Here is a 22,053-nt window from a genome sequence, read left to right as displayed (position 1 = left end):
AGTGGCCGCACAGGCCTCCGACCAGCTGCCACCTCTATCCCAAATCGCCAGAATTGCGGTGTTGCGCTCATGGTTCGCTGCGCGGCCTTTGTAGGTCCTCTCAACCCGGAACCTGAGCCTGTCACGCTCCTTGGCCTCGGCGATGCCCTGAGTGTCCTGCAGCGTCTGTTCTCATAGTCCTTGCGGGCGATGGCGTCCATAATCGAATTCAGGACGTCCATCATCCGCATGGTCATTTCAAATGCAGTGCTGTGGGTGACTTCATAGCGGTTTTGGGATGATGGGGCGGCGGGCTACTCGGCCCACCTGGCACTGCGAATGCGCGTGACGTTTTCACCCGCCTGCTTGGCAAACTCATGCGGTGTCACATGGTCCTCACGGTTCGCCTCCAGAAACCGGCTCCACCAAGTCATGATCATCCGGCGCTCCTCAAGGAACTCGGCCTTGTGGATATACGCGGCGCGCACATTGTTGCGCTCCTTGTGGCTCATCTGCCGCTCGATGGCCGTCTCTGACCACAACCCGGACTCGATCAGCGCGCTACACGCCATGGCGCGAAAGCCGTGGCCGCAGATGTCCACCTTGGTGTCGTAGCCCATCGTCCTTAAAGCAGCGTTCACCGTGTTCTCGGACATCGGTTTCCACGGCTTGGCATCTCCGGCAAACACCAGGTCGAATTTGCCGGTGATCGTGTGGATCTGTTCCAGCAAGGCCACCGCTTGCGGGGATAAGGGCACAAGGTGAATGTCTCCGGCCATTTTTGTACCCCGTGTGGAAAAAGGTACGCCGTCCAGCGCCGGACGAGTGTCAGGGATCTCCCAGATCCCGCGCTTGAGGTCGAATTCGCCCCATCGTGCGAAGCGCAGTTCGCTGGAGCGCACGAACACGTGCAGCGACAGCATCACCGTCAGGCGGGTGAGGGCTCGGCCTTTATAGGTGTCGATACGCGCCTGTAGTTCTGGTAGCCGCGATAAGGGTAGTGCGGGACGGTGTGTCACCCTTGGCGCTTGGACTGCGCCATCCAAGTCGTGAGCTGGGTTCACCGTGATCAGCCGAAGGCGCTTGGCCTCGCGCATGATGCTTTGCAGGTAGTTCTTGATCCTGAGTGCAACGTCGATGGTGCCACGCTTCGTCACCGCCTCAAGTGGCTGCATGAGATCGTGGGTATCGAGCTCGACGATTGCCCTAGCGCCGATGATAGGGAGTACGTGGGTCTTCAACCTGCTGAGTACGGTCTTGGCGTGGCCCGGCGCCCACTTGGGCACCATGGCGGCATACCAGTCGAGCGCGACGCTTTCGAAGGTGCGCCCGTTGATCACGGCTTGGGCCTTGGCCTGCTGCTTGGACTGGATGGGGTCGATGCCGTTGGCAAGCTGCTGTTTGAGTTCGAGCCGCTTACGGCGTGCGTCGGCCAATCCCACCACCGGGTAACTCCCGAGGGCGGTGAGGCCTTCGCGGCCATCGGGTTTCACGTACCTGAGCCGCCAGCCTTTGCGGCCGTTGGGTTGTACGAGCAGGTAGAGGCCATTACCGTCGAAGAGCTTGTACTCGCGCTCTCGGGGCTTTGCTGTGCGGCAGGTGGTGTCTGTGAGCGGGGCGGTAGTGCGGGCCATAAGGGTACTCCCCAATATCGAACTGGAGCTATCCTTAAAACTACCCTTATTAGCTGTGGCTGCCACCGGAATCCGACGGAACGCCAAAACGAAAAAACCCGCCAGAAGGCGGGTTTTTCGAGGGTTCCAGAGATTTTTAAAGCCTTCTCTGGAACCTTGTATGGTGCCGGCACCAAGAGTCGAACTCGGGACCTACTGATTACAAGTCAGTTGCTCTACCAACTGAGCTATACCGGCGTTATGGGCGACGAGTATACCGGGATGTTTTGGCTTGTAAACCCCTGATATCAGACTATTTTCACAGTCTCTGCCGCAACGCTGGCGCCATCGGGGTTGTGGAGGTTTTCCAGGCTGTCGAATGACTCGCAAAGATCAGCCAATTTGGGCATTACGCGCGGGCAAACCCCAGTTCAAACAATGTTCCGCTGTCGTCGCTGCTGACGCGGACTTGGCCGTCGTGCAGGTGCATGATCGAGCGCACGATCGCCAACCCCAGGCCGCCCGAGTCCCCCGGTTCTGCCCGCGACGGGTCGATCCGGTAGAAGCGGTCGAACAATTTGTTCAAGTGCTGCGGATCAATCGTCGGCCCGGTGTTGTGGACGCCGATCCAGCAGTACCCCGGTTCATCTCGTCGCAGCAACCTGACCGTCGACCCCGGCTCGGCATGGCGCACGGCATTGGCCAGCAAGTTGCTCAGGGCCCGTTGCAGCAAGTGCAGATCCGCCGTCAGCGTCCCGTGGAGCTGGTTGTCCAGGCGCAGTTGACGGTCTTCGGCCAGGGCGTCGAAGTAATCACACAGCTCTTGGCCCACGTCCTGCAGGTTCACGAGGTGCAGGTGCAGCGGGCGCTGGCCGTGTTCGGCGCGGGCGAGGAACATCAGGTTTTCAGCCATGCGGTTCAGGCGTTCGTATTCTTCGATGTTCGAGGCCAGCACGTCCTGATATTCGGCCGGGCTGCGCGACTGGTTCAGCGCCAGGCTGTTGCTGCCCAGCAGGTTGTGCAGCGGGGTGCGGATCTCATGGGCCAGATCGGCCGAAAACTGGGACAGCCGCTCAAAGCTGTCTTCAAGCCGCGCCAGCATGGCATTGAGTGCTTGCACAGGTTCTTTGAGTTCGCTGGGCACGTTATCCACAGGCATGCGCTGGTCGAGGCTGCGCGGGTTGATGCCGCGCATGGCTTGCGCCAGCGTGTGCAAAGGTTTCAGGCCGCGACGCAACAGCAGGCCGCCCAGGGCGAAGGCCAGCAGCGTGCCCAGTCCGATGGCGACGTACAGGTTCAGGCGATAGCGGGCGAGGATGTGCTCGCGCTCTTCGAGACGTTTACCGACCATCACGCTCAAGGTCTCGCCCGCTGGCCCCTGCGCCATGCCCGCCAGCAGCACGGTCGCATCGCGGGTCTGGATGTCGGCCCGTTGCGGCGCGCGATCTTTGGCGATGGGTGGCAGCGTGGGCAGGGCTTGTTGATGCGGGTTGATGGCGATGACCTGCCCGCCATCCTGACGGTTGACCAGCAGCACGCTGTCCTGATTGCCCAGCATGTTCTGGTACAGGCGCGGGCGGGCTTGCAGGGCTTCGAGGCTGTCACTGTCGTGGAGCAAGGCGCGCATCTGTTCCAGTCGCCCGAGCAGCGCCTGATCGTCCCGCAGGGCCAGCTCCGATGCCAACGAGCGATACAGAAACACCCCAATCACGCTCAGCACCAGCGCGCAGGTCAGGGCAATCGCCAGCGCCAGGCGCCAGGCGATGGATTTACTCATCGGGCGCTTCCAGTTGATAACCGACGCCGCGCACCGTGTGGATAAGTTTGGGCATGTAGGGGTCGTCGACCTTGGAACGCAGGCGGCGCACGGCGACTTCGACCATGTTGGTGTCGCTGTCGAAGTTGAGGTTCCAGACCTGCGAGGCGATCAGGGTGCGTGACAGCACTTCGCCCTGTCGGCTGGCCAGTAAATGCAACAGTGCGAATTCTTTGTTGGTCAGGCTGATGCGCTGGCCGCCCCGGCTGACGCGACGGCGCAGCACGTCGATTTCAAGGTCCGCGATGGTGTAGGACTCAGCCTCGCGCATCGGGCCACGGCGCAACAGGGTGCGCACCCGCGCCAGCAGTTCAGCGAAGGCGAAGGGCTTGAGCAGGTAGTCGTCGGCGCCCAGCTCCAGGCCACGCACGCGGTCTTCTATGGCGTCTTTTGCCGTCAGGAACAACACCGGTGTGGCGCCTCGCTGGCGAATCAATTGCAGCAACTGCCAGCCGTTGAGCCCCGGCAGCATCACATCCAGGATGACCAGGTCGTAGGCCTGCTGCTCGATAAAGTAACGCCCGTCCAGGCCGTTCAACGCCACATCCACGGCAAAGCCGGATTCTTTCAGGCCTTTGGCCAGAAACTCCGCGGTCTTGGCTTCGTCTTCCACCACTAACAAACGCATCGCACACCTCGATCAATCGTCTGCACAGGCTAGGGGCTGTTCGCGTTTTATTGCAAGCCGCGTCGCGGGTTACAGGTGAAACGCGGCCCGAAGGGACGAAAGCCCACGTGGCTGCTGTGAAACGGGAACAGATCCTAGGCGCCTTCGCGGGTGTTTCCTATTACAAACTTGTAATCCAACTGACGGGGTTCTGACGAACAGCGCCGGGTAAGGTGGCGTCATTCATTCAGGAGCAAGCCCAATGATGCTGAAAACCCTGCTGTCAGGCGCGGCCATGGTCGTTGCCATCAACGCTCAGGCCGCCCCTGCATTGCCGCGGCATGCGGAGCTGGATCTGACCACGGCGCGGCAACTGGCCGATGCCACCCTCGCGCACTGTACCGGTGCTTTTAGCGTGCTGGACCGGGGTGGCAACGCACTGGTGACCATGCGACCTGAAAGCGTCGGGCCGCACAATGCCGTGGCCAGCCAGCGTAAAGCCTACACCGCGCTCTCCACCAAAACCCCGACCCGGCTGTTTGCCGAGCGGGCACGCAACAATCCCGAAGCATCCAACCTCAATTCGATCCCGGAATTGCTGCTGTTGGGCGGCGGCGTCCCGCTGTTTGCCGGGAGTGAACTGGTAGGGGCGCTGGGCGTGGCCGGTGCCGGTGGGGCTGAGCAGGATGAAGCCTGTGCAATCAGCGCCGCGCAAGCCGTCGGCCTGACGATTACGCGTTAATTGTTATTAACTGGAGGATGACCGATGAAAACTTTACGTATGACGATGGCCGCTTTGAGCCTCAGCGCGGTGTCCAGCCTGGCATTGGCCGCAGGCAACCCATTGAGCGTGCATGTGTTGAACCTCGAAAACGGCTTGCCGTCGCCGGGTGTCAACGTGACGCTGGAGCAACACGTTGGTGAGAGCTGGCAGCCGCTGGCGCAGGGCGTGACCAACGAACAAGGGCGCATCAGCGAGCTGTTCCCGGCCAAAAAGGCCCTGGAAACCGGCGAATACCGCGTGGTGTTCAAAACCGGGGACTACTTCAAGAAGGCCGGGCGCGACACGTTCTTCCCGGAAATTCCGGTGATTTTCGACGTGAAAAACGTCGATCAGCACTACCACATCCCGCTGCTGCTGAGCCCATACGGCTTCTCGACCTATCGCGGTTCCTAGTACAAAAGGCAGGCCCACTGCTGGCGTCAGTTATCCACAGCGCTGCGCCAGCAGCATCAGGTTACGCGGGGTCAGGTGACGGTCGCAGAATGCGCCCAGTTGCACGTCGTAGCCGTTTTCACTCAGGTACAGCGCGCGATCCAGCACCAGCCACAGCTCCAGCGGACGCCGGAATAAGCCGCGCACCAGTTCCAGGTTGCGCACCTGCGCCAGCCGCTGCCACCCCGCCGCTTCCAGCACCGCCCAATCTTCGGTGCCGGTTGTGGATAAGTGCTTCAGCGCCGCCAAGTCTTCGCAATAGTCCGCAAACGGCTTGTTCAGCCACGTGCTCGGTAACGACGGTGTGGATAAGTAGTCGCCACACTGCCGCGCCTGCCGCTGCCACACATCAAACCCCAACCGCCGCGCCATCGATTCATCGCGCTGGCGGCGTACGCGGCTGCCTGCGGTGACGGTCTCGCTCATGGGCAGGCTCAAGTCTTCCCGGCTCAGCGACAGGCCCGAGGCACGGGCGGCTGTGGATAACGGCTGATAGGTCGGGGTGCTGATGCGGTTGTAACAACACGGCGAGAGTGCCAGTTGTCCACAGCCGGCGGCGCTCGCCAATTGCAGCAGCCGGACGTGCAGATCGCCACAGGCATGCAGCGCGACCGGGGTCATGTCGGCCGTCAACTGCCCGGCGGCCTCGGCCGTGAGCACGTCTTGTTGCACGTGCCGGGCGTCGAGGCGGTGACGCTGGCTGAGCAATTGACCGGAATCAATCAGCGCCGGGTCGTATTCCAGGCACGTCAATCGCTGCCCTGAGCTGAGCAGGCGGCGCCCCAAATGGCCTTTGCCCGCGCACCAGTCCAGCCAATGAGTGGGCGGGGTCTGAAACGTCAGGCACTGAGCGAAGGCGTCGATCTGCTGCCATTTACGCCCCGGCACGTCGACCTGCAAGCGCGGCAGCGCTGGCATGAACCCTTGCGTCGGCAAGGCCGACACGGCGCTCAAGGCACGCGACATCGCCGCCAGCGCCGGAAACGGTGCAGGGGCGGGCAGGTGATGCGGTTGGTTGTGGTTGTCTTCGGCGTCCTGTAACGAACGCTGGCGCAACCACTGCGCCAGTTCGGGGTGTTGCGCTTCCCACGGCATAGTCAACTGCGTGAATGGCCGCGGGCGCCACAGGTGTTGATGCTGGCTGAGCCAGCGGTCCAGCGCCTGGAAGCGGGTGAGCAATGACGCTCCCCGCAACACGTCGGCCTTATCGGCCCTGGCAGGCATCGACGCGCAACCAGCGCTCCAGCAGCTTGAAGCCCTGAATCAGCACAAACGACATGACCAGATAGATCACACCGGCAATCAGGAACATGTCCACCGTCTGGTACGTGCGGGCAATGATGGTGCGGGTCATGCCGGTCAGTTCCAGCAAGGTCACGGTACTCGCCAGCGAACTGGCCTTGAGCATCAGGATCACTTCATTGCTGTACGCGGGCAGGCCGATGCGTGCAGCACGCGGCAGCACAATGTGGATCAGGGTCTTGAAGCGCGACATGCCCAGCGCCCGCGCGGCTTCGATTTCACCCGGCGGGATGGCCTGAATGGCGCCCCGCAGGATCTCAGCAATGTACGCCGCCGTGTGCAGGGTCATGGTGATGACCGCGCACCAGAACGGGCTGCGCAGGTACGGCCACAACACGCTGTCGCGCACCGCTTCAAACTGCCCGAGGCCGTAATACACCAGAAACAACTGGATCAGCAGTGGCGTGCCGCGGAAGAAGAAAATGTACGCATACGGCAGCGAGCGCACGTACCACAGCCGGGACGAACGGGCGATGCCCAGCGGGATGGCGACGATCAGGCCGGCGATCACCGACAGCGCGGTCAGTTCGAGGGTCAGGGTTGCGCCCTGAATCAGCTTGGGCAGCCACTTGATGAAGAGTTCCCAGACCATTACGTTCTCCTCACAAAGCCGCGCGCTGCGCGTTTTTCAAGCACATGCATGGTGCCCATGGCCAGCACGGTCAGGCCCAGGTACATCACGGCGGCCACCATGTAGAAGGTGAACGGGTGTTTAGCGAAGGTCACAGCGTTTTGTGCCTGACGCATGATTTCTTCCAGACCGATCACCGACACCAGCGCGGTGTCTTTCATCAGGATCATGAACAGGTTGCCCAGACCGGGCAGGGCGATCCGCCACATTTGCGGCAATACCAGCCGGGTGAAAATCCGTGGCTTGGTCAGGCCCAGCGCCAGGCCCGCTTCGCGATGGCCTTTGGGGATGGCCAGAATGGCGCCGCGAAACACTTCAGTGGCGTACGCGCCAAAGCACAAGCCCAGCGCGATGACACCCGCCGCGAACGCGCTGAGGGTCAGGTCGGGCATGCCGAGGAACTCGCCCAGCGCGCGCACGGCATTCACGCTGCCGAAATAAATCAGCAACACCCACAACAGCTCTGGCACACCGCGTACCAGCGTCGAATAAGTGCCGCCCAGCCAGCGAACCGGCTTGTAGGGCGAGGTTTTGGCCAGTGCGCCGAGCAAGCCCAGCACCAGGCCCAGACACAGCGCCGTGAGTGCCAGTTTGACGGTCATCAGCGCGCCAGCGGCAAGCGCCGGGCCGAATCCGTATAAGTCGATAGTCATAAATAGGCAGGCTTTGCTAGGGACCGGCGCCACCTTGCGGCGCGCCGGTCAGGCAGGTCATTCAATGCTGAATGGGAAATACTTGTCGTTGATCTTCTTGTAGGTGCCGTCTTCTTTGATTTCTTTGAGGGCAAGGTTCAACTTGGTGCGCAGATCGGATTCGCCTTTGCGCAGCGCAATGCCGACTTTGTCGTCTTCGTTGATCGGATCCTTTTTGAACTCGAACGCCTCACCGGGCTTGCTCTTCAACCAGTCGTAGATGGCGTACTTGTCGGCCAGTAACGCATCGACGCGGCCCGAAGCCAGGTCGAGGTAAGCGTTTTCCTGAGTGTCATACAGCTTGATGTCACCACCGACGTTGTCTTCCAGCCAAGTGGCGGCCTGGGTCGCACGTTGGGTGCCGAGTTGTTTGCTTTTGAGCGAGTCGATGTCAGTTTCGAACTCGACCTTCTTAGAAGCCACGAACTGCTGTTTGTTGGAGTAGTACGGGTCGGTGAAATCAACGGCCTGTTTGCGTTCGTCAGTGATCGACAGCGACGACACGATGAAGTCGAACTTCTTGGCATTCAGTGCAGGGATGATGCCGTCCCAGTCCGAGGTCACCACCTCGCACTCGGCCTTCATCTTGGCGCACAGGGCCATGGCGATGTCGTAGTCGAAACCGACGACCTGGCCACTTGCGTTTTTGTTATTGAACGGAGGGTAAGCCCCCTCAATGCCGACTTTGTACTTATCCACAGCCAAAGCGTTCGCACTGAACACCAGCGTGGCGGCAGCGGCCAGAAGAAACTTTTTATAGTTCTGCATGCGTGTTGCTCCGTTAGCGGTTGCTGGACATGAATTGTTTGCAGCGCGCTGAAACCGGGTTATCGAAAACCTGTTCAGGCGACCCTTGCTCTTCGATCAGACCCTGGTGCAAAAACACGACTTCGGTGGACACCTGACGGGCAAAGCCCATCTCGTGGGTGACCAGCAACATCGTGCGGCCTTCTTCGGCGAGTGCGCGGATCACACTTAGTACTTCCTGGACCATTTCCGGGTCAAGCGCCGATGTCGGTTCATCGAACAGAATCACCTTGGGCTGCATGGCCAGCGTGCGCGCAATCGCGGCACGTTGTTGCTGGCCGCCGGACAGCTCGGAGGGGTAGGCGTGGCGTTTGTCAGCGATGCCGACCTTGGCCAGCAGCGCTTCTGCCACGTCAATGGCCTCGGCTTTGCTCTGCCCCAGCACTCGGCGTGGCGCCTCGATGATGTTGTCGAGGATGCTCATGTGCGGCCACAGGTTAAAGTTTTGAAACACAAAACCCAGTTCGCTGCGCATGCGGTTGATTTGCTTGCCATCGGCCGCAATCAGTTCGCCATTCTTGGCCTTTTTGAGCGCCAGCTCTTCCCCGGCCACGATGATCTGGCCTTCGTGGGGGTTTTCTAACAGGTTGATGCAGCGCAAGAGCGTCGATTTGCCGGAACCGGAAGAACCCAGGATCGAGATCACGTCACCGTCGCGTGCGGTCAGCGAGATACCTTTGAGTACCTCAAGCTCGCCGTAGCGTTTGTGCAAATTGCGGATTTCAAGCGCGGGCGTGGCCAGAGCCATGTGCGGTCCTCATTGTGTTCGGGTGCGATCCTGCTATTGGGCGGCCGTCCTGGCGAAGGCCAAGCTAGCATAGGGCTGCAAAGGCCACCAACCGTCTCAGGGGTACAAAAAAGGCTGGGGGCAGTCGTGGGTCGCATTGCGACAGCAGACTGTCGCGTAGACAACAACCGAGCCGGTGTTTTGCCCTCGGGCCAGACAGGTATCGCGTAAAAAAGGTCGCGATGGTGCCAGTTTTGGCCCTTCGTTGGAAGCACGAACCTACTAAAGGTCAAAGATGCGCACAGGTTTGGGGCCTGTGTGGCGCAAATGGGTAATCTGGGTGCGTTTTCGGTAGGTGTAACTGAGTGTTACGGTAACGAATTCATCGAAAGCCTTGCGCTAAAGCGCCCGTGTTTTTTTCTGCGCACCTTTGCAGCCCGCGGAAAACGGCACTTTGTCACATTTTGGCTCACTTATTGCGTCAAGGATTCGAAACGCCTGTGTTGGTTACTTTTTACGAATGTCAACGCAGGTGCTCGGAATGGCTTCAATTAAAGGTAGTCGCAATGAGCAATACGCAATCCTCTAACCATCTGGAACAAGGGCTCAAGCCACGGCATGTGACCATGCTGTCGATTGCCGGTGTCATCGGCGCCGGCCTGTTTGTGGGCTCCGGTCACGCCATTGCGCAGGCGGGCCCCGCCGTGCTGCTGGCCTACGCCGCCGCCGGTACGCTGGTGGTGCTGGTGATGCGCATGCTGGCCGAGATGGCCGTGGCCTCACCCGATACCGGCTCGTTCTCCACCTATGCCGACCGTGCCATTGGCCATTGGGCCGGTTTCACCATCGGCTGGCTGTACTGGTGGTTCTGGGTCCTGGTGATTCCGCTGGAGGCCAACGCCGCCGCTACCATCTTGCACGCGTGGTTCCCGGACACCGCCATCTGGGTCTTTACCCTGGTCATCACCTTATTGCTGACCGCCACCAACCTGTTCAGCGTCAAGAACTACGGCGAGTTCGAGTTCTGGTTCGCCCTGGTCAAAGTGCTGGCGATCATCGGCTTCATCATTTTGGGCGTACTGGCGGTCTTCGGCTTGTTACCCAACAGCCAGGTCAGCGGTGTTTCCCATCTGGTCGACACCGTCGGCTTCATGCCCAACGGCATGGGCGCGGTACTGGCCGCCATGCTGACCACCATGTTCTCGTTCATGGGCACTGAAATCGTCACCATCGCGGCGGCCGAATCCAAAGACCCGAGCAAGCAAATCACTAAGGCCACCAACTCGGTCATCTGGCGGATCGGCTTGTTCTACCTCGTGTCGATCTTCCTGGTCGTGGCGCTGGTGCCGTGGAACGACGCGGGCCTGGCGCAGGTCGGTTCGTACCAGACCGTACTGGATCGCATGGGCATCCCGAACGCCAAGCTGATCGTGGACATCGTGGTGCTGATCGCTGTGACCAGTTGCTTGAACTCGGCGCTCTACACCTCGTCGCGCATGCTGTTCTCGTTGAGCAACCGTGGCGACGCCCCGGCGGTGGCCAAACGCACCAACGCCAGCGGCACGCCTTACTGGGCGGTGATGATGTCCACCGGTGCGGCGTTTCTCGCGGTATTCGCCAACTACGTCGCCCCGTCGCAAGTGTTTGAATTTCTGCTCGCCAGTTCCGGCGCCATCGCTCTGTTGGTGTATCTGGTGATCGCCGTGTCGCAACTGCGCATGCGCCAAAAGCGCACCGCCGAAGGCGAAAAAATCGCGTTCAAAATGTGGCTGTTCCCGGGCCTGACCTGGGCGGTGATTGTGTTCATCGTGGCGATTTTGACCGTCATGCTGTTTCAGGAAGCGCATCAGGTCGAGATCATTGCCACCGGCCTGCTGAGCATCTTTGTGGTCACGGCGGGCCTGCTGGTCGCCCGTCGTCGACGCATTGAAAAAATGGGGGCACCGGTACTCAACTGACGCCAGGACGGCACAACCGGCTGAGTACCACCCAGACCGCCATCGACACTGATGGCGGTCTTTTTTTGGGTTGAACAAAGCCCACCGGGATGACCGTTGATCACTATCTGCGGGGGATTTCTCACTCTGTGGGAATGCAATTTCAGCTAATGGGAAACTCCGTGCACCATGCGAGCAAGAGCATGGGGCCGACAATGAACAACAACACGCCAACAGATCGCTTACTGCACATCCTCGTCATGCTGGGGCAATCCGGCGAGGCCATCTCCGCCCGCGAGCTGTCCGTACAACTGGGCCAGCCGCTGAGCAGCACTTACCGCCACCTCAAAACCCTGCTGCGTTGGGGGCTGGCCGAAGAAAACGGACAGGGCCGCTACCTGCCCGGCCCGGCCTGTTTGCAACTGGCCAAAAAATTCGACCGCGAGGCGGTTCTGGTCACGCTGGCCAAGCCCGAACTCAAACGGCTGGCCGACCTGAGCCAGGAAAGCGTGGCGCTGATGGTGCCCAGTAATGGCCAGGCGATCTGCATCGAACTGGTCGACAGCCCGCAGCCGCTGCGCTGCTGTTACCAGAAAGGGCTGGCCCAGCCGCTGTTGGTCGGCGCCTCGGCGCGGGTGCTGCTGGCGCACATGGACCCGGCTCACAGCCTCGCCCTGTTGCACAGCCAGGGCGTCGACGCGCCCGCGTGCGCCGACTACCAGCGCAGTTTTGAGCAGATCCGCGCTCAGGGTTACGCCGTCAGCCTCAGTGAAATCGACGACGGCATCTGGGGCGTCAGCGCCCCCTTGATCGACAGCCGCGAGCGCCTGCAAGGCGCCATCAGCCTTATGGCCCCCGCTTTTCGCGCCCAGCAACGCAGCGAACGCCTGATCCGTTGGACGCAGGACGTCGCGCTGCGCCTGAGCGCTCGCCTGGATTGAATGTAATGGGAGTTTTCGCATGACCGTTGTACCTGACATGACCCTGTGGACAGGCCGCATTGACGCCGCCGAAGGGCAGGGCGCCCTGCGCTGGCATCAATGGATCAAACCGCTGGCGCCGGGTATGCCGGCGGGCGCGGCGCTCATTGGTCTGGCCAGTGATGAAGGCGTCAAACGCAATCAGGGCCGCACGGGCGCGCGTCTGGGGCCACCGGCCTTGCGCTCGGCGCTGGCCAATCTGGCCTGGCACGGCAGCGCGCCGTTGTATGACGCCGGGGACGTGGCCTGTGTGGGCAGCGACCTCGAAGGCGCACAACACGCTTACGCCGCGCAGGTCACTGAGCTGCTGACCCAAGGGCATTTGCCATTGGGGCTGGGGGGCGGGCATGAAATCGCCTTCGCCAGTTTCAGCGGGCTGGCCGATTACCTGCGCGGGCAAACCCCCGCACCGCGCATCGGCATTCTCAATTTTGATGCGCACTTTGACCTGCGCCACGCCGAGCAAAGCAGTTCCGGCACGCCCTTCCGGCAAATCGCCGAGTACTGCCAGCGCGCCGACATGCCGTTTGCGTATTGCTGCCTGGGCGTCAGCCAGTTGAACAACACCCAGGCCCTGTTCGAACAGGCCGAGCGGCTGAACGTGCGTTACCGCCTCGACCGGCACATGAACAGCTGGGACATGCCCGCGCTGGAGGCCGCGCTGGATGAGTTTTTGAGTGGCGTTGACCACCTCTACCTCACGCTTTGTCTGGACGTGCTGCCTGCTAGTCAGGCGCCGGGCGTGAGTGCGCCGTCCGCACACGGGGTCGATCTGAACATCGTTGAGCACCTGGTACGGCGCGCCAAGGCCAGCGGCAAGGTGCGCATGGCCGATATTGCCGAACTCAACCCTGGCCTGGACCTGGACCACCGAACCGCCCGCATTGGTGCGCGGCTGCTGGCCAGCCTGATTGATTAAGTTATTCGCTCGTCCCTGAACCCGCTTGTTGAATCATAAAAAAAAGAGAAATTCGCCATGCTGACATTCCAACTGGATGCGCTGAGCACCCTGGCTCTCGCGCTGCTCCTGCTGGGCCTGGGTGCCCAACTGAAAAAACGCAGTTATTGGCTGCGCCAACTCTGCGTCCCCGCGCCGGTGATCGGGGGCTTCGGTTTTGCCTTGCTGATCTGGTTGCTGCGCGATCGGCAACTGCTCGACCTGACCCTCGACACGAGCCTGCAAACCCCGTTGATGGTGGCGTTCTTTACCACCGTCGGGTTGGGCGGCAGCCTGGGGCTGTTACGCAAGGGCGGCAAGTTGCTGTTTATCTACCTCGGGGCATGCTGGGGGCTGGCGCTGGTGCAAAACGTGGTCGGCGTGAGCGTGGCCAAGGCGCTGGGCATCGACCCGCTGCTGGGGATCATGGCGGGGGCGGTCTCGCTGGAAGGCGGGTTCGGCGCAGCGGCGGCGTTCGGCCCGATTGCCGAAAACCTGGGGGCCGTGGGGGCGACCACCGCTGCACTGGCGGCGGCCACCTTCGGCATGGTGGCGGGCGGCTTGCTCGGCAGCCCGTTGGCGCGCTGGTTGATCGAACGCAACGCGCTGAGCGTCAAGGCAGAAGACGCCGGGGACCTCAAAGCCTTTGAAGGGGTCGTGCACACGCCGCCTGCGGCACTGGACGCGGCGACCCTGCTGCGCCTGCTGACCTGCATCGTGGTGATCATGGTGGTGGGTTTCTGGCTGGGCGCCAGCCTGCAACAGCACCTGGGCATCGTGTTGCCCAGTTACGTGGGCGCCATGTTCGTGGCGATCGTGCTACGCAACCTCAACGACCGCACCCAGGCGGTAGAGCTGCCCGACCATGCGGTCAGCACCTTGGGCGATGTCAGCCTCGGCATGTTCCTGACCATGGCCATGATGAGTCTCAAATTCTGGGAACTGGAAAAGCTCGGCATGCCGTTGCTGGTGATTCTGGTGGTGCAGGTGGTGATCATGCTGTTGCTGTGCATCTTCGTGCTGTTCCGCCTGTTTGGCGGCAACTACGACGCGGCGGTGCTGTGCGCAGGCTTCATGGGGCACGGGCTGGGCGCCACGCCCAATGCCGTGGCCAACATGGGCGCGATCTGCGATCACTACAAAGTGTTTTCGTACAAAGCCTTCATCATCGTGCCGTTGTGTGGCGCGGTGTTGATCGACATTGTGGCGATCCCGATGATCACCTGGTTCATCAACGCCTTCGCCTGATCTGTCCACAGGCCGCTGGCCTTGGCGCGTCACCGGTTAAGGGTGACGCGCCAGGGCCGGAGGGCCGTCAGGCAACCCTGGGCACGGTAAAGCGGAACTCGCTGCCTTCTCCCGGCTTGCTTTCGGCCCGCAACTGGCCGCCGTGGGCCTTGATGATGCCCTGCGAGATGTAGAGCCCCAGCCCTGTGCCGGCCGCATTGCCCTCCTTGGCCGTCCAGTAGCGTTCGAAGATGTGCGGCAACTGCTCAGGCGCAATGCCTTTGCCCGAATCGCGCACGCTGAACACGATTTCATCGCCATTGGACATGGCCGCCACGCCGATCTTGCCATCGGCCGGGGTGAACTTGATGGCATTGCCGATCAGGTTCGACAGCACCTGAAACAGACGCTCCGGGTCGGCGTGGATCTTCAGGTCGGGCTCAGCGTTGAAGGTCAGTTCCACCGACTTGTCCAGCGCCAGAGGCGCCAGTAGCGAGAACGCTTCTTCGAAGATCTGCGCCACGTCCAGCGGCTGCGGGTTGATGGTGTAACGCCCGGCTTCGATCTTGGAGGTGTCGAGCAAGTCTTCCAGCAACACGTTCATGCGGCTGCTGGCTTGCTGCATGGTGTCGATGGCCGAGGTGATACGGCGCGAGGTGTGCGGGCCGTCGCTGCTGAAGGCTTTTTGCATCATGCCGCAGAGCATCGAAATGATGGTCATGGGGCTGCGCAAGTCGTGGGAGACCACGGCCACCAGTTCGTCGCGGGCACGCACGGCCTGTTGCTCGCGCAGCACCTGACGGGCGAGGTCGTTTTCCAGTGCCGAACGGCGCAAGTCATTGGCGGCGAACAGGTCGCCATGGCTCCACTTGCTGGAAATACCGTCCATTTCGACCTTCCACAGCTCAAACGACGTGCGCGGGCTCAGGCGCAGCCCCGTGGCGCTGGGCTCCAGATTGAGCGGCTTTTTCGGGTCGCCGCTCCACGGGATGCTTTCCTTCACCTCTTTGCGAAACCACAGCACCGCGTTGTCCACCGGCTTGGGCAGGGTCATGGCCAGCAGGCCGCTGGCGATGTCCTTGTACCCGGCGGCGGGCGCATAGACCGTTGACAGGTGATGGCTCGACAGCACCGACTCGCCCGACGCCTTGAACCACTGGTACAAGGCACGGATTTCATCGGGTGGCGGGCACTCGCCGTAACGGTGCAGCACCTTATCTTCCAGGATCGCCACGCCGCTGGCGCCGGTCAGCGACATCAGCCGCTCAGGCTCGGCGGCCAGGCCGTCAAACACGTGTTCCTGGCTGTGGACCATGGCCGTGTTGAGCTGCACCAGCGCCTCCATTTTGGCTTCGCGCTGGCGGCTGATTTCCAGGGTTTGCAGGGCACTGATTTGCAGCGACAGCACCTGCCCGATGGTCTGGCAGGCCATGCGCAGCTCATGGGGGACGTGCAGCGGCTGACGATGCCCGCAACTGATCAGGCCCCACAACCGCTCCCCGTCCATCAGCGAAATGCTCATGGACGACAGCACGCCCATGTTGCGCATGTACTGGCAGTGGATCGGTGACACGCTGCGTAACACCGCGCCGCTCAAGTCCAGCGCTTGGCCCGTGTCAGGGCGCAGCCGCGGCACCAATTCGACCGGCTGGTAATCGGCGTTGGGGATGATGCGCAGCCAGTGTGTGCGATACAGCTCGCGGGCCTGTTCGGGGATGTCGGAGGCCGGGAAGAACATCCCGTTGAACAGCTCCATCGACGGCGCCGAGGCTTCAGCGATCACCTGGCCGTGGCCTTCTTCCTGAAACCGGTAGATCAACACACGGTCGTAGCCGGTGAGGGCCTGGATTTCCTCGACGCAGATGTCGTACAGGGCAGGCAAGGTTTTGGCCGCTTGCAGGCGTTGCAGCATGCGGCTCAGGTTGCGCACTTTGTCCATCGTGCTTTTGATTTGTAGCGCGTCGGGCTTGAGTTCCAGCTCAAGCACCAGCACGCCGCTTTCGCGGTGCAACAGGCCTTCGTACGCAACCCCTTGCATGTCCAGCTCCAGCGGCGGCGCGTCCACGTGCGCGGCGAACCCGGCGGCCTGCGCAATGGCGGCCGCGGCGGTCGGGCCGGTGAGCATGCTCAGCGGTTGGCCCAGCAGCGCGTGTGGGTTCAGGCCGAACAGGTCCTGCACGTTGTGGCTGATTTGCTCGATGCACAGCGCGGGCTCGGACAAGGTCACCAGCACGCCGTGGGGCTGGATGGCGCCGGGGTAGCGGATCGGTTCGTCGGCGCAATTGACCAGCAGGGCTTCAAACGCCTCAGTGTCGAGTGAATTCATAGCAAAACCTCCTGGCGATCGAGCCATTGCTCGAAGCAGCTAAACGTTGAACAGGCAGCCTGTGCGGCTTCGCTTCGCCCTGTGGCATCGAGCGGCACACTGCCCAGAAATTCAATAAATGCCTTCCAGTGCTGGCCAGTGTCCTCGCCATACACAAACAGGAACGCACCGCCGTTATCGGCATCAAGGCCCAAATGCTCGGCCACCCGTTTGCGCAGCACATTGCCGCCTAGCGTGGCGCCTTCGAGCACATACAAAACACCCAGTGCCTGGGCTTCGCTGCGCACGGTGGGCAGGTGCTGGCAGCGGGGCAGCGCGTGCGGGTCTACGCCCAGCGCCCGCAAGTCCTGGACCAACGCAGGCGTCTTGAGTCGCGCCGCCAGGTCAAACCCTGACGGGATGAACGCGCTGTGCGTCAGCCGGTCTTCCAATGCCTGATAAAACCCGAAATAGGCACTCAGCAAGCGGGTGTAAAACCCAAGGTCGAGCGTGTCTGAAAAAAACGGTAGCCGTTGCTCTAACGCAACATGCAGGGTGTGTGTACCGGCGCGCAGATCGTTCAGGACGCTGGGCGCGGCGGGGGGAGATTGGACTGGTGGCATGCCGTGTAACAGGGCTCTCTGCGTGCGCAAAAAATAGGCGCTCATGACTTTCTGAAGCCATGGCATGAAAAAAGTGCAATAAATCTGACAGGTCTTAGCGGAAAATTCTGGCAGATTGACAGCACCTTGTGCGACCCCAATGACCCCGCACAGGATCGACGGTACACCTGAACACGTATTGATATGGCCCCGTGACTGCGAGGAATCACCATGCTTGAACTGCGCCCCAACTGTGAATGCTGTGATTGCGATTTGCCGCCGGACGCCTCCCAGGCGCGTATCTGTTCGTTCGAATGCACCTTCTGCGCGACGTGTTCGGAACAGAAGCTGGGCGGCCTGTGCCCCAACTGCGGCGGCGAACTGCTGCCTCGCCCGCGTCGTCCGGCCAGCAAGCTGGCCCGGCATCCGGCGTCCACGGTGCGGGTCAATAAACCGCAGGGGTGCGCACCCGGCGCCTGAGGCGGGCTTGCCGTTACATATGGAAGTCCATATATTCGGGCGTCCCTCTGTAAGGTCCTGTGTCATGACTCAAACCGTTTCCCCGCCGTCGGTGTTCAAAGCCCTGGCGGACCCCACCCGTGCGCGGCTGGCGCTGCTGCTCGCGCAGGAAGGCGAGCTGTGCGTGTGCGAGCTGATGTGTGCGCTGGATGACAGCCAGCCCAAAATCTCCCGGCACCTGGCGCACTTGCGCCGCTGCGGGCTGTTACTGGATCGCCGTCAGGGCCAGTGGGTGTATTACCGCCTCAACCCGGCCTTGCCCTTGTGGGTCTCGGCAGTGCTGGACATCACCCTCAACGCCAACCGGGCCTGGCTGCACAGCGATGTGCAACGGCTGGGCGCCATGGGCGACCGCCCGCTACGCAACCCGTGCTGCTGAGCGGCGAGGACAGTTCGATGTGGGTAGCCAGTGCTATTTTTGTGTTCACGATTGTGTTGGTCATTTGGCAGCCGCGCGGCTTGGGCGTGGGGTGGAGCGCCTCGATGGGGGCTGTGCTGGCGCTGGCCTTTGGCGTGGTGCAGTTGAGCGACATTCCCTTGGTGTGGTCGATTATCTGGAACGCCACCGGCACCTTTGTGGCGCTGATTATCATCAGCCTGTTGCTGGATGAGGCGGGGTTTTTCGCGTGGGCGGCGTTGCATGTGGCGCGCTGGGGGCGGGGCCGTGGCAAGCGGCTGTTCGCCTTTATGGTGCTGCTCGGCGCGCTGGTCTCGGCGCTGTTTGCCAATGATGGCGCGGCGCTGATCCTGACCCCGATTGTGGTCGCCATGTTGCTGGCGCTGCGCTTCTCGCCTGCGGCGACCCTGGCGTTTGTGATGGGCGCGGGGTTCATCGCAGACACCGCCAGTTTGCCCCTGGTGGTGTCGAACCTGGTGAACATCGTGTCGGCCGACTTCTTCAAGATCGGCTTCAACCAATACGCAGCGGTCATGGTGCCGGTCAACCTGGTGAGCGTGGCGGCGACGCTGGGCATGCTGCTGTGGTTCTTTCGCCGCGATATTCCGGCGCGCTACGACCCGGCCGAGCTGGATGCGCCCGCCAGCGCCATTCACGACCGCGCCACGTTCATGGCCGGTTGGTGGGTGCTGGGGATTCTGCTGGCAGGGTGTTTTGCGCTGGAGCCGCTGGGCATCCCGATCAGCGCCATCTCGGCGTTATGCGCCGCCTTGCTGCTGTTGATCGCGGCACGCGGGCACCGGATTTCAACCCGCAAGGTGCTCAAGGAAGCGCCCTGGCAGATCGTGATTTTCTCCCTCGGCATGTATTTGGTGGTCTACGGCCTGCGCAATGCCGGGCTGACCCAGGCGCTGGCCGGTTGGCTCGACGCATTTGCCGTGCATGGCGTGTGGGGCGCCACCTTTGGCACGGGGCTGCTGACGGCGCTGTTGTCGTCGGTCATGAACAACTTGCCGACGGTGCTGATCGGCGCGCTGTCGATCGACGCCAGCAGCGCCACGGGCGTGGTGAAGGAGGCGATGGTGTACGCCAACGTGATCGGCAGCGACCTGGGCCCGAAAATCACGCCGATTGGCAGCCTGGCCACGTTGTTGTGGCTGCACGTGCTGGCGCGCAAGGGGATCCGCATCACTTGGGGGTATTACTTCAAGGTCGGCATTGTGCTGACCGTGCCCGTGTTGCTGATCACCCTGGCGGCGCTGGCCGTTCGGTTGGGTGGCTGAGGGCGGTCAGTCGGCGGGCGCCTGCCCGAGGGCGTCCACGGTGGCTTTGACCGCGCGCAAGGCGTGGCTCAGCAGGAACGCCTGATGGGCGTCGATACACAGCGTGCCGGTGGCGGCTGCGTCCAGCGTGTGGGTGGCGGCGGACAGCAGTTCGCTGGCGCTGTGCAAGGCGTGAACGGCGGGGATGTCGGGTGTCACGCTGAACAGCAGGTGGTTGTGATGGGCCGGGCCGGTTTCGTGGAAGGCGAGCGGGGTGGTGAGGTGCGGCATGAAGGTCTCCAACTTTTCAGTAAGAGCTGCCACGTTCCTTCCTACGGGATTGGGTGGCAGCCATGTGCGGGGTAGGAATACCGGGAAAGTTGGCACCCGGCCAGACCGAAGTCTGCCCGCACACAGCTGCCATAGAGCGTTATTCCGGACATAAAAAAACGCCGGAAAGACAGTCTTGGGCGCTACGCGCCAACTTTGAATCGGGTTCCTACACCCGGCCACGGGATTGACCGTGACGCTGCGGACTTTATCCCTCGCACACTGACTTGGCAAATCGGGCGCTGCGCACCGGAGCGCCGCCTGACTGTCAGAGCGTGTTGCGGGCGCTGCGCTCGGCCAGCAGGCGCGAGGCTTCAACGTAAGCGGTCTGGAAGGCCGGGGTTTCGACCCATGCCAGCGCGGCGTCTTCGTCGTCACCGTGCACGGTCATGCGGAAAGCAATCAGCAAGCCCATCAGAAAATCGGTGGCGTCTTCTTCCTCTTCTTCCGAAATCACCAGCTCCAGCACCGGGTATTGCAGGAACACACTGCACATCGCTTGCAGGCCGCGGGTTTCGGCGGCTTTCATGGCCTGGAACAGGTCGTCGAAATCCTCAGGCTCAAAGCCGTTTTCCTTGATGTCCTGGAAGTCGAAAGTGCTGAGGTCGATTTTAACGTCATCGAACGGATGATCGATCAGGGCCGAGGCCGAGGCTTTCGCTGGCTTGCCCATGCGATTCTGTTTGGCTTTGGACTTGGCCCGCTGCGCGTGCTTGTGCTGTTTCTTTGGCGTTGCCATGAACGTGTGTCCTGTGGAGGCTGAGGAGAGGATTGAACTCCATCTCTTCGCAATCGCCAAGCGAAGTGGCTGGTTATCCTTGTTCTATCTCCCCTTCACCCCTGTAAACCCGGGCCACAACCGGTAGGCCAGATAGACGACTTTTTATAAATCTTGAGAATCCTCCTACCGACAAGCCAAACACCTGTGAAGTAGCGTCCTGTTGCACTTAGGCGGTGAATACGGATCGTCAAATTGCAGAGGGGGTGTTATGGCGGTTAAGCACATCTTCCCCAATACCCTGGGATGTAATGGGATGGATGCGTCTTTGCCAAGCGTTGCACGCTGCCAGAAAGGACCATTAACTACATCAAAAACAAACTACGAAATGGCAAAGCCCCCTTCGCTCAAAGACCAGAGCACAACGGTGAAAACGCTCGCTACGAGATCCATCATATTGAAAACGTTCGGCATGGCGGCGCGGTGTACGACGTAGACAACCTCGCAATAATGACGCCAAAACGACACGTAGCGATTCACAAGGAAGACAGACAATGATTTTGAAAAACAGTGTTTCCGACTACACCGAACAGGAATTCATAGAGCTGCTTCAACGCATTATCGGGAACGACGCAAGCGAAGAGGAAGAGAGCAGGCTCGTGCATCACTTCAACACGATCTGTGAACATCCAGCAGGCTCGGACTTGATATTTTTCCCCGAGGACGATGCTGACGACTCAGCCGAAGGCATCACGCGCACACTCAAAAAATGGCGGGCAGCTCAAGGCTTGCCGGGATTCAAAGACGAGTGACCGATGGGCAATAGGGAAGTCCACCGAAGCCGGCTGTATCAAGCTGCTGGAGGAGGTCTCCAAGGAAGACGACCATGGTCGTGCTGACGTGCTCTCGCTGCACGTCGAGAAGGTAAGCGAGCACCCGGCAGGGCCAGGCTTAATCAACTCCCCGGAGCCGGGGCGGATAACGGCCTATGGTTTCGCATCACGCACCGCGTGACGTGTTGAAAGGCGATCGGGAGGGTTCAGAGGCCCTGTGGCGTGTCAGGGGGGACGAAAGGGCTGCGCGGGCGGACAAAGTGTGGCTGACGTGTCAGCGTGTCTGAGGGAGGCTCTTAAGCTGAAAACTGGATTCAGATTAAAACTATTCAGTGCTGGGGCTGGCACCGAAAGTCAGTTGGACTGCTTTCAATCCCACGCCTAAAGCGCCTTGGTCCAGAAATGGTCCAGCAACCATAAAATCGCAGGCAATAAAAAACCCCCAAGGACACATGGTTCCTTGGGGGTTTCTCGGTATTTTGGTGCCCAGAGACGGAATCGAACCGCCGACACGGGGATTTTCAATCCCCTGCTCTACCGACTGAGCTATCTGGGCAACGGGGCGCATTAGAAGCCTTTTTCGATAATCCGTCAAACACTTTTTTGAAAAATATTT

At 61.3% G+C, this 22,053-nt stretch carries 24 protein-coding genes and 2 tRNA genes; 12 read left to right on the top strand and 14 right to left on the bottom strand.

Translation table 11 applies throughout. The features are described 5' to 3' along the window. Positions 1-293: 293 nt before the first annotated feature. The 4 genes from BKD70_RS14110 to BKD70_RS14095 form a co-directional block, all read right to left on the bottom strand. Complete coding sequence (locus BKD70_RS14110) at positions 294-1,613, bottom strand: integrase arm-type DNA-binding domain-containing protein (RefSeq protein ID WP_047272873.1); 1,320 nt, start codon at positions 1,611-1,613, stop codon at positions 294-296. Positions 1,614-1,774: 161 nt separating this feature from the next. Further along, positions 1,775-1,850 (bottom strand) — tRNA-Thr (locus tag BKD70_RS14105). Between the two features lie 151 nt (positions 1,851-2,001). Then, on the bottom strand, positions 2,002-3,369 hold the full coding sequence (locus tag BKD70_RS14100; RefSeq protein ID WP_047272874.1) for a heavy metal sensor histidine kinase: 1,368 nt from the start codon (positions 3,367-3,369) through the stop codon (positions 2,002-2,004). Further along, entirely contained in the window at positions 3,362-4,036 is a 675-nt protein-coding gene (locus BKD70_RS14095) for a heavy metal response regulator transcription factor (RefSeq protein WP_047272875.1), read from the bottom strand. Before BKD70_RS14095 ends, BKD70_RS14100 begins: the two co-directional genes overlap by 8 nt. Before the next feature lie 241 nt (positions 4,037-4,277). Between BKD70_RS14095 and BKD70_RS14090 the strand changes: the two genes are divergently transcribed. Together BKD70_RS14090 and uraH are read left to right on the top strand one after the other, a co-directional pair. Beyond that, the gene (locus BKD70_RS14090) at positions 4,278-4,757 is read left to right on the top strand and encodes a heme-binding protein (RefSeq protein WP_047272876.1); all 480 of its coding nucleotides are present in this window, start codon (positions 4,278-4,280) and stop codon (positions 4,755-4,757) included. Between the two features lie 24 nt (positions 4,758-4,781). Beyond that, entirely contained in the window at positions 4,782-5,192 is a 411-nt protein-coding gene (uraH, locus tag BKD70_RS14085; protein WP_047272877.1) for a hydroxyisourate hydrolase, read from the top strand. A 30-nt stretch (positions 5,193-5,222) separates the two neighbouring features. Here uraH and BKD70_RS14080 read toward each other — a convergent pair whose 3' ends face one another. Genes BKD70_RS14080 through BKD70_RS14060 form a run of 5 tightly spaced genes read right to left on the bottom strand, consistent with a single transcriptional unit; the run spans position 5,223 to position 9,411 of the window. Then, positions 5,223-6,455 (bottom strand): methyltransferase, encoded by a 1,233-nt coding sequence (locus tag BKD70_RS14080; protein ID WP_047272878.1) that lies wholly within the window; start codon positions 6,453-6,455, stop codon positions 5,223-5,225. Continuing rightward, positions 6,436-7,125 (bottom strand): ABC transporter permease, encoded by a 690-nt coding sequence (locus BKD70_RS14075; protein ID WP_047272879.1) that lies wholly within the window; start codon positions 7,123-7,125, stop codon positions 6,436-6,438. Before BKD70_RS14075 ends, BKD70_RS14080 begins: the two co-directional genes overlap by 20 nt. Beyond that, positions 7,125-7,817, bottom strand: coding sequence for an ABC transporter permease (locus BKD70_RS14070; RefSeq protein ID WP_047272880.1), 693 nt, complete (start codon positions 7,815-7,817; stop codon positions 7,125-7,127). Before BKD70_RS14070 ends, BKD70_RS14075 begins: the two co-directional genes overlap by 1 nt. A gap of 57 nt (positions 7,818-7,874) precedes the next feature. Continuing rightward, positions 7,875-8,624, bottom strand: a complete 750-nt coding sequence (locus tag BKD70_RS14065; RefSeq protein ID WP_047272881.1) for a transporter substrate-binding domain-containing protein — start codon at positions 8,622-8,624, stop codon at positions 7,875-7,877. Positions 8,625-8,637: 13 nt separating this feature from the next. Beyond that, the gene (locus BKD70_RS14060; RefSeq protein WP_047272882.1) at positions 8,638-9,411 is read right to left on the bottom strand and encodes an ABC transporter ATP-binding protein; all 774 of its coding nucleotides are present in this window, start codon (positions 9,409-9,411) and stop codon (positions 8,638-8,640) included. A 545-nt stretch (positions 9,412-9,956) separates the two neighbouring features. On the opposite strand from BKD70_RS14060, the gene gabP reads away from it, so the two are divergent. The 4 genes from gabP to gltS all read left to right on the top strand — a co-directional run bounded on the left by gabP (position 9,957) and on the right by gltS (position 14,492). After that, complete coding sequence (gene gabP, locus BKD70_RS14055; protein ID WP_047272883.1) at positions 9,957-11,348, top strand: GABA permease; 1,392 nt, start codon at positions 9,957-9,959, stop codon at positions 11,346-11,348. A 194-nt stretch (positions 11,349-11,542) separates the two neighbouring features. Next, a complete protein-coding gene (locus BKD70_RS14050) occupies positions 11,543-12,268 on the top strand; it encodes an IclR family transcriptional regulator (protein ID WP_047272884.1) in 726 nt (241 codons plus the stop codon). Positions 12,269-12,287: 19 nt separating this feature from the next. Then, positions 12,288-13,226 carry a formimidoylglutamase gene (gene hutG, locus BKD70_RS14045; protein ID WP_047272885.1) on the top strand — a complete coding sequence of 313 codons (939 nt, stop codon included), beginning with the start codon at positions 12,288-12,290 and terminating at the stop codon, positions 13,224-13,226. A 57-nt stretch (positions 13,227-13,283) separates the two neighbouring features. Then, positions 13,284-14,492 carry a sodium/glutamate symporter gene (gene gltS / locus BKD70_RS14040; RefSeq protein ID WP_047272886.1) on the top strand — a complete coding sequence of 403 codons (1,209 nt, stop codon included), beginning with the start codon at positions 13,284-13,286 and terminating at the stop codon, positions 14,490-14,492. 67 nt (positions 14,493-14,559) lie between these two features. Here gltS and BKD70_RS14035 read toward each other — a convergent pair whose 3' ends face one another. Both BKD70_RS14035 and BKD70_RS14030 read right to left on the bottom strand, forming a co-directional pair. After that, the gene (locus BKD70_RS14035; protein ID WP_047272887.1) at positions 14,560-16,797 is read right to left on the bottom strand and encodes an ATP-binding protein; all 2,238 of its coding nucleotides are present in this window, start codon (positions 16,795-16,797) and stop codon (positions 14,560-14,562) included. Then, complete coding sequence (locus BKD70_RS14030; protein ID WP_047272952.1) at positions 16,794-17,399, bottom strand: biliverdin-producing heme oxygenase; 606 nt, start codon at positions 17,397-17,399, stop codon at positions 16,794-16,796. The genes BKD70_RS14035 and BKD70_RS14030 overlap by 4 nt, the downstream gene beginning before the upstream one ends. 210 nt (positions 17,400-17,609) lie before the next feature. Here BKD70_RS14030 and BKD70_RS14025 point away from each other — a divergent pair, with 210 nt between their 5' ends. The 3 genes from BKD70_RS14025 to BKD70_RS14015 all read left to right on the top strand — a co-directional run bounded on the left by BKD70_RS14025 (position 17,610) and on the right by BKD70_RS14015 (position 19,577). Then, on the top strand, positions 17,610-17,858 hold the full coding sequence (locus BKD70_RS14025; protein ID WP_047272888.1) for a DUF1272 domain-containing protein: 249 nt from the start codon (positions 17,610-17,612) through the stop codon (positions 17,856-17,858). 64 nt (positions 17,859-17,922) lie between these two features. Continuing rightward, positions 17,923-18,276 (top strand): metalloregulator ArsR/SmtB family transcription factor, encoded by a 354-nt coding sequence (locus tag BKD70_RS14020; protein WP_047272889.1) that lies wholly within the window; start codon positions 17,923-17,925, stop codon positions 18,274-18,276. A gap of 17 nt (positions 18,277-18,293) precedes the next feature. Next, the gene (locus BKD70_RS14015) at positions 18,294-19,577 is read left to right on the top strand and encodes an arsenic transporter (protein WP_047272890.1); all 1,284 of its coding nucleotides are present in this window, start codon (positions 18,294-18,296) and stop codon (positions 19,575-19,577) included. 6 nt (positions 19,578-19,583) lie between these two features. Here BKD70_RS14015 and BKD70_RS14010 read toward each other — a convergent pair whose 3' ends face one another. Together BKD70_RS14010 and BKD70_RS14005 are read right to left on the bottom strand one after the other, a co-directional pair. Beyond that, the gene (locus tag BKD70_RS14010) at positions 19,584-19,880 is read right to left on the bottom strand and encodes a DUF3077 domain-containing protein (protein WP_230683743.1); all 297 of its coding nucleotides are present in this window, start codon (positions 19,878-19,880) and stop codon (positions 19,584-19,586) included. Positions 19,881-20,154: 274 nt separating this feature from the next. Further along, positions 20,155-20,625 carry a hypothetical protein gene (locus tag BKD70_RS14005; RefSeq protein WP_047272892.1) on the bottom strand — a complete coding sequence of 157 codons (471 nt, stop codon included), beginning with the start codon at positions 20,623-20,625 and terminating at the stop codon, positions 20,155-20,157. Positions 20,626-20,949: 324 nt separating this feature from the next. Between BKD70_RS14005 and BKD70_RS25675 the strand changes: the two genes are divergently transcribed. The 3 genes from BKD70_RS25675 to BKD70_RS24765 are packed head-to-tail and all read left to right on the top strand — an operon-like array spanning position 20,950 to position 21,618. After that, positions 20,950-21,162, top strand: coding sequence for an HNH endonuclease signature motif containing protein (locus tag BKD70_RS25675; RefSeq protein ID WP_367834140.1), 213 nt, complete (start codon positions 20,950-20,952; stop codon positions 21,160-21,162). Beyond that, positions 21,159-21,416, top strand: a complete 258-nt coding sequence (locus BKD70_RS14000) for a bacteriocin immunity protein (RefSeq protein WP_047272893.1) — start codon at positions 21,159-21,161, stop codon at positions 21,414-21,416. The genes BKD70_RS25675 and BKD70_RS14000 overlap by 4 nt, the downstream gene beginning before the upstream one ends. Further along, a complete protein-coding gene (locus BKD70_RS24765; protein ID WP_139047482.1) occupies positions 21,331-21,618 on the top strand; it encodes a bacteriocin immunity protein in 288 nt (95 codons plus the stop codon). Before BKD70_RS14000 ends, BKD70_RS24765 begins: the two co-directional genes overlap by 86 nt. 299 nt (positions 21,619-21,917) lie before the next feature. Here BKD70_RS24765 and BKD70_RS13995 read toward each other — a convergent pair. Continuing rightward, positions 21,918-21,993, bottom strand: a tRNA-Phe gene (locus BKD70_RS13995). Positions 21,994-22,053: the final 60 nt, after the last annotated feature.

Origin of the sequence: Pseudomonas sp. BS-2016 (assembly GCF_001806145.1) — a bacterium.
GTDB classification, from domain to species: Bacteria; Pseudomonadota; Gammaproteobacteria; order Pseudomonadales; family Pseudomonadaceae; genus Aquipseudomonas; species Aquipseudomonas lundensis.
The sequence above is the reverse complement of the archived record's forward strand: the minus strand, read 5'-3'. Positions and strand labels throughout refer to the sequence as shown.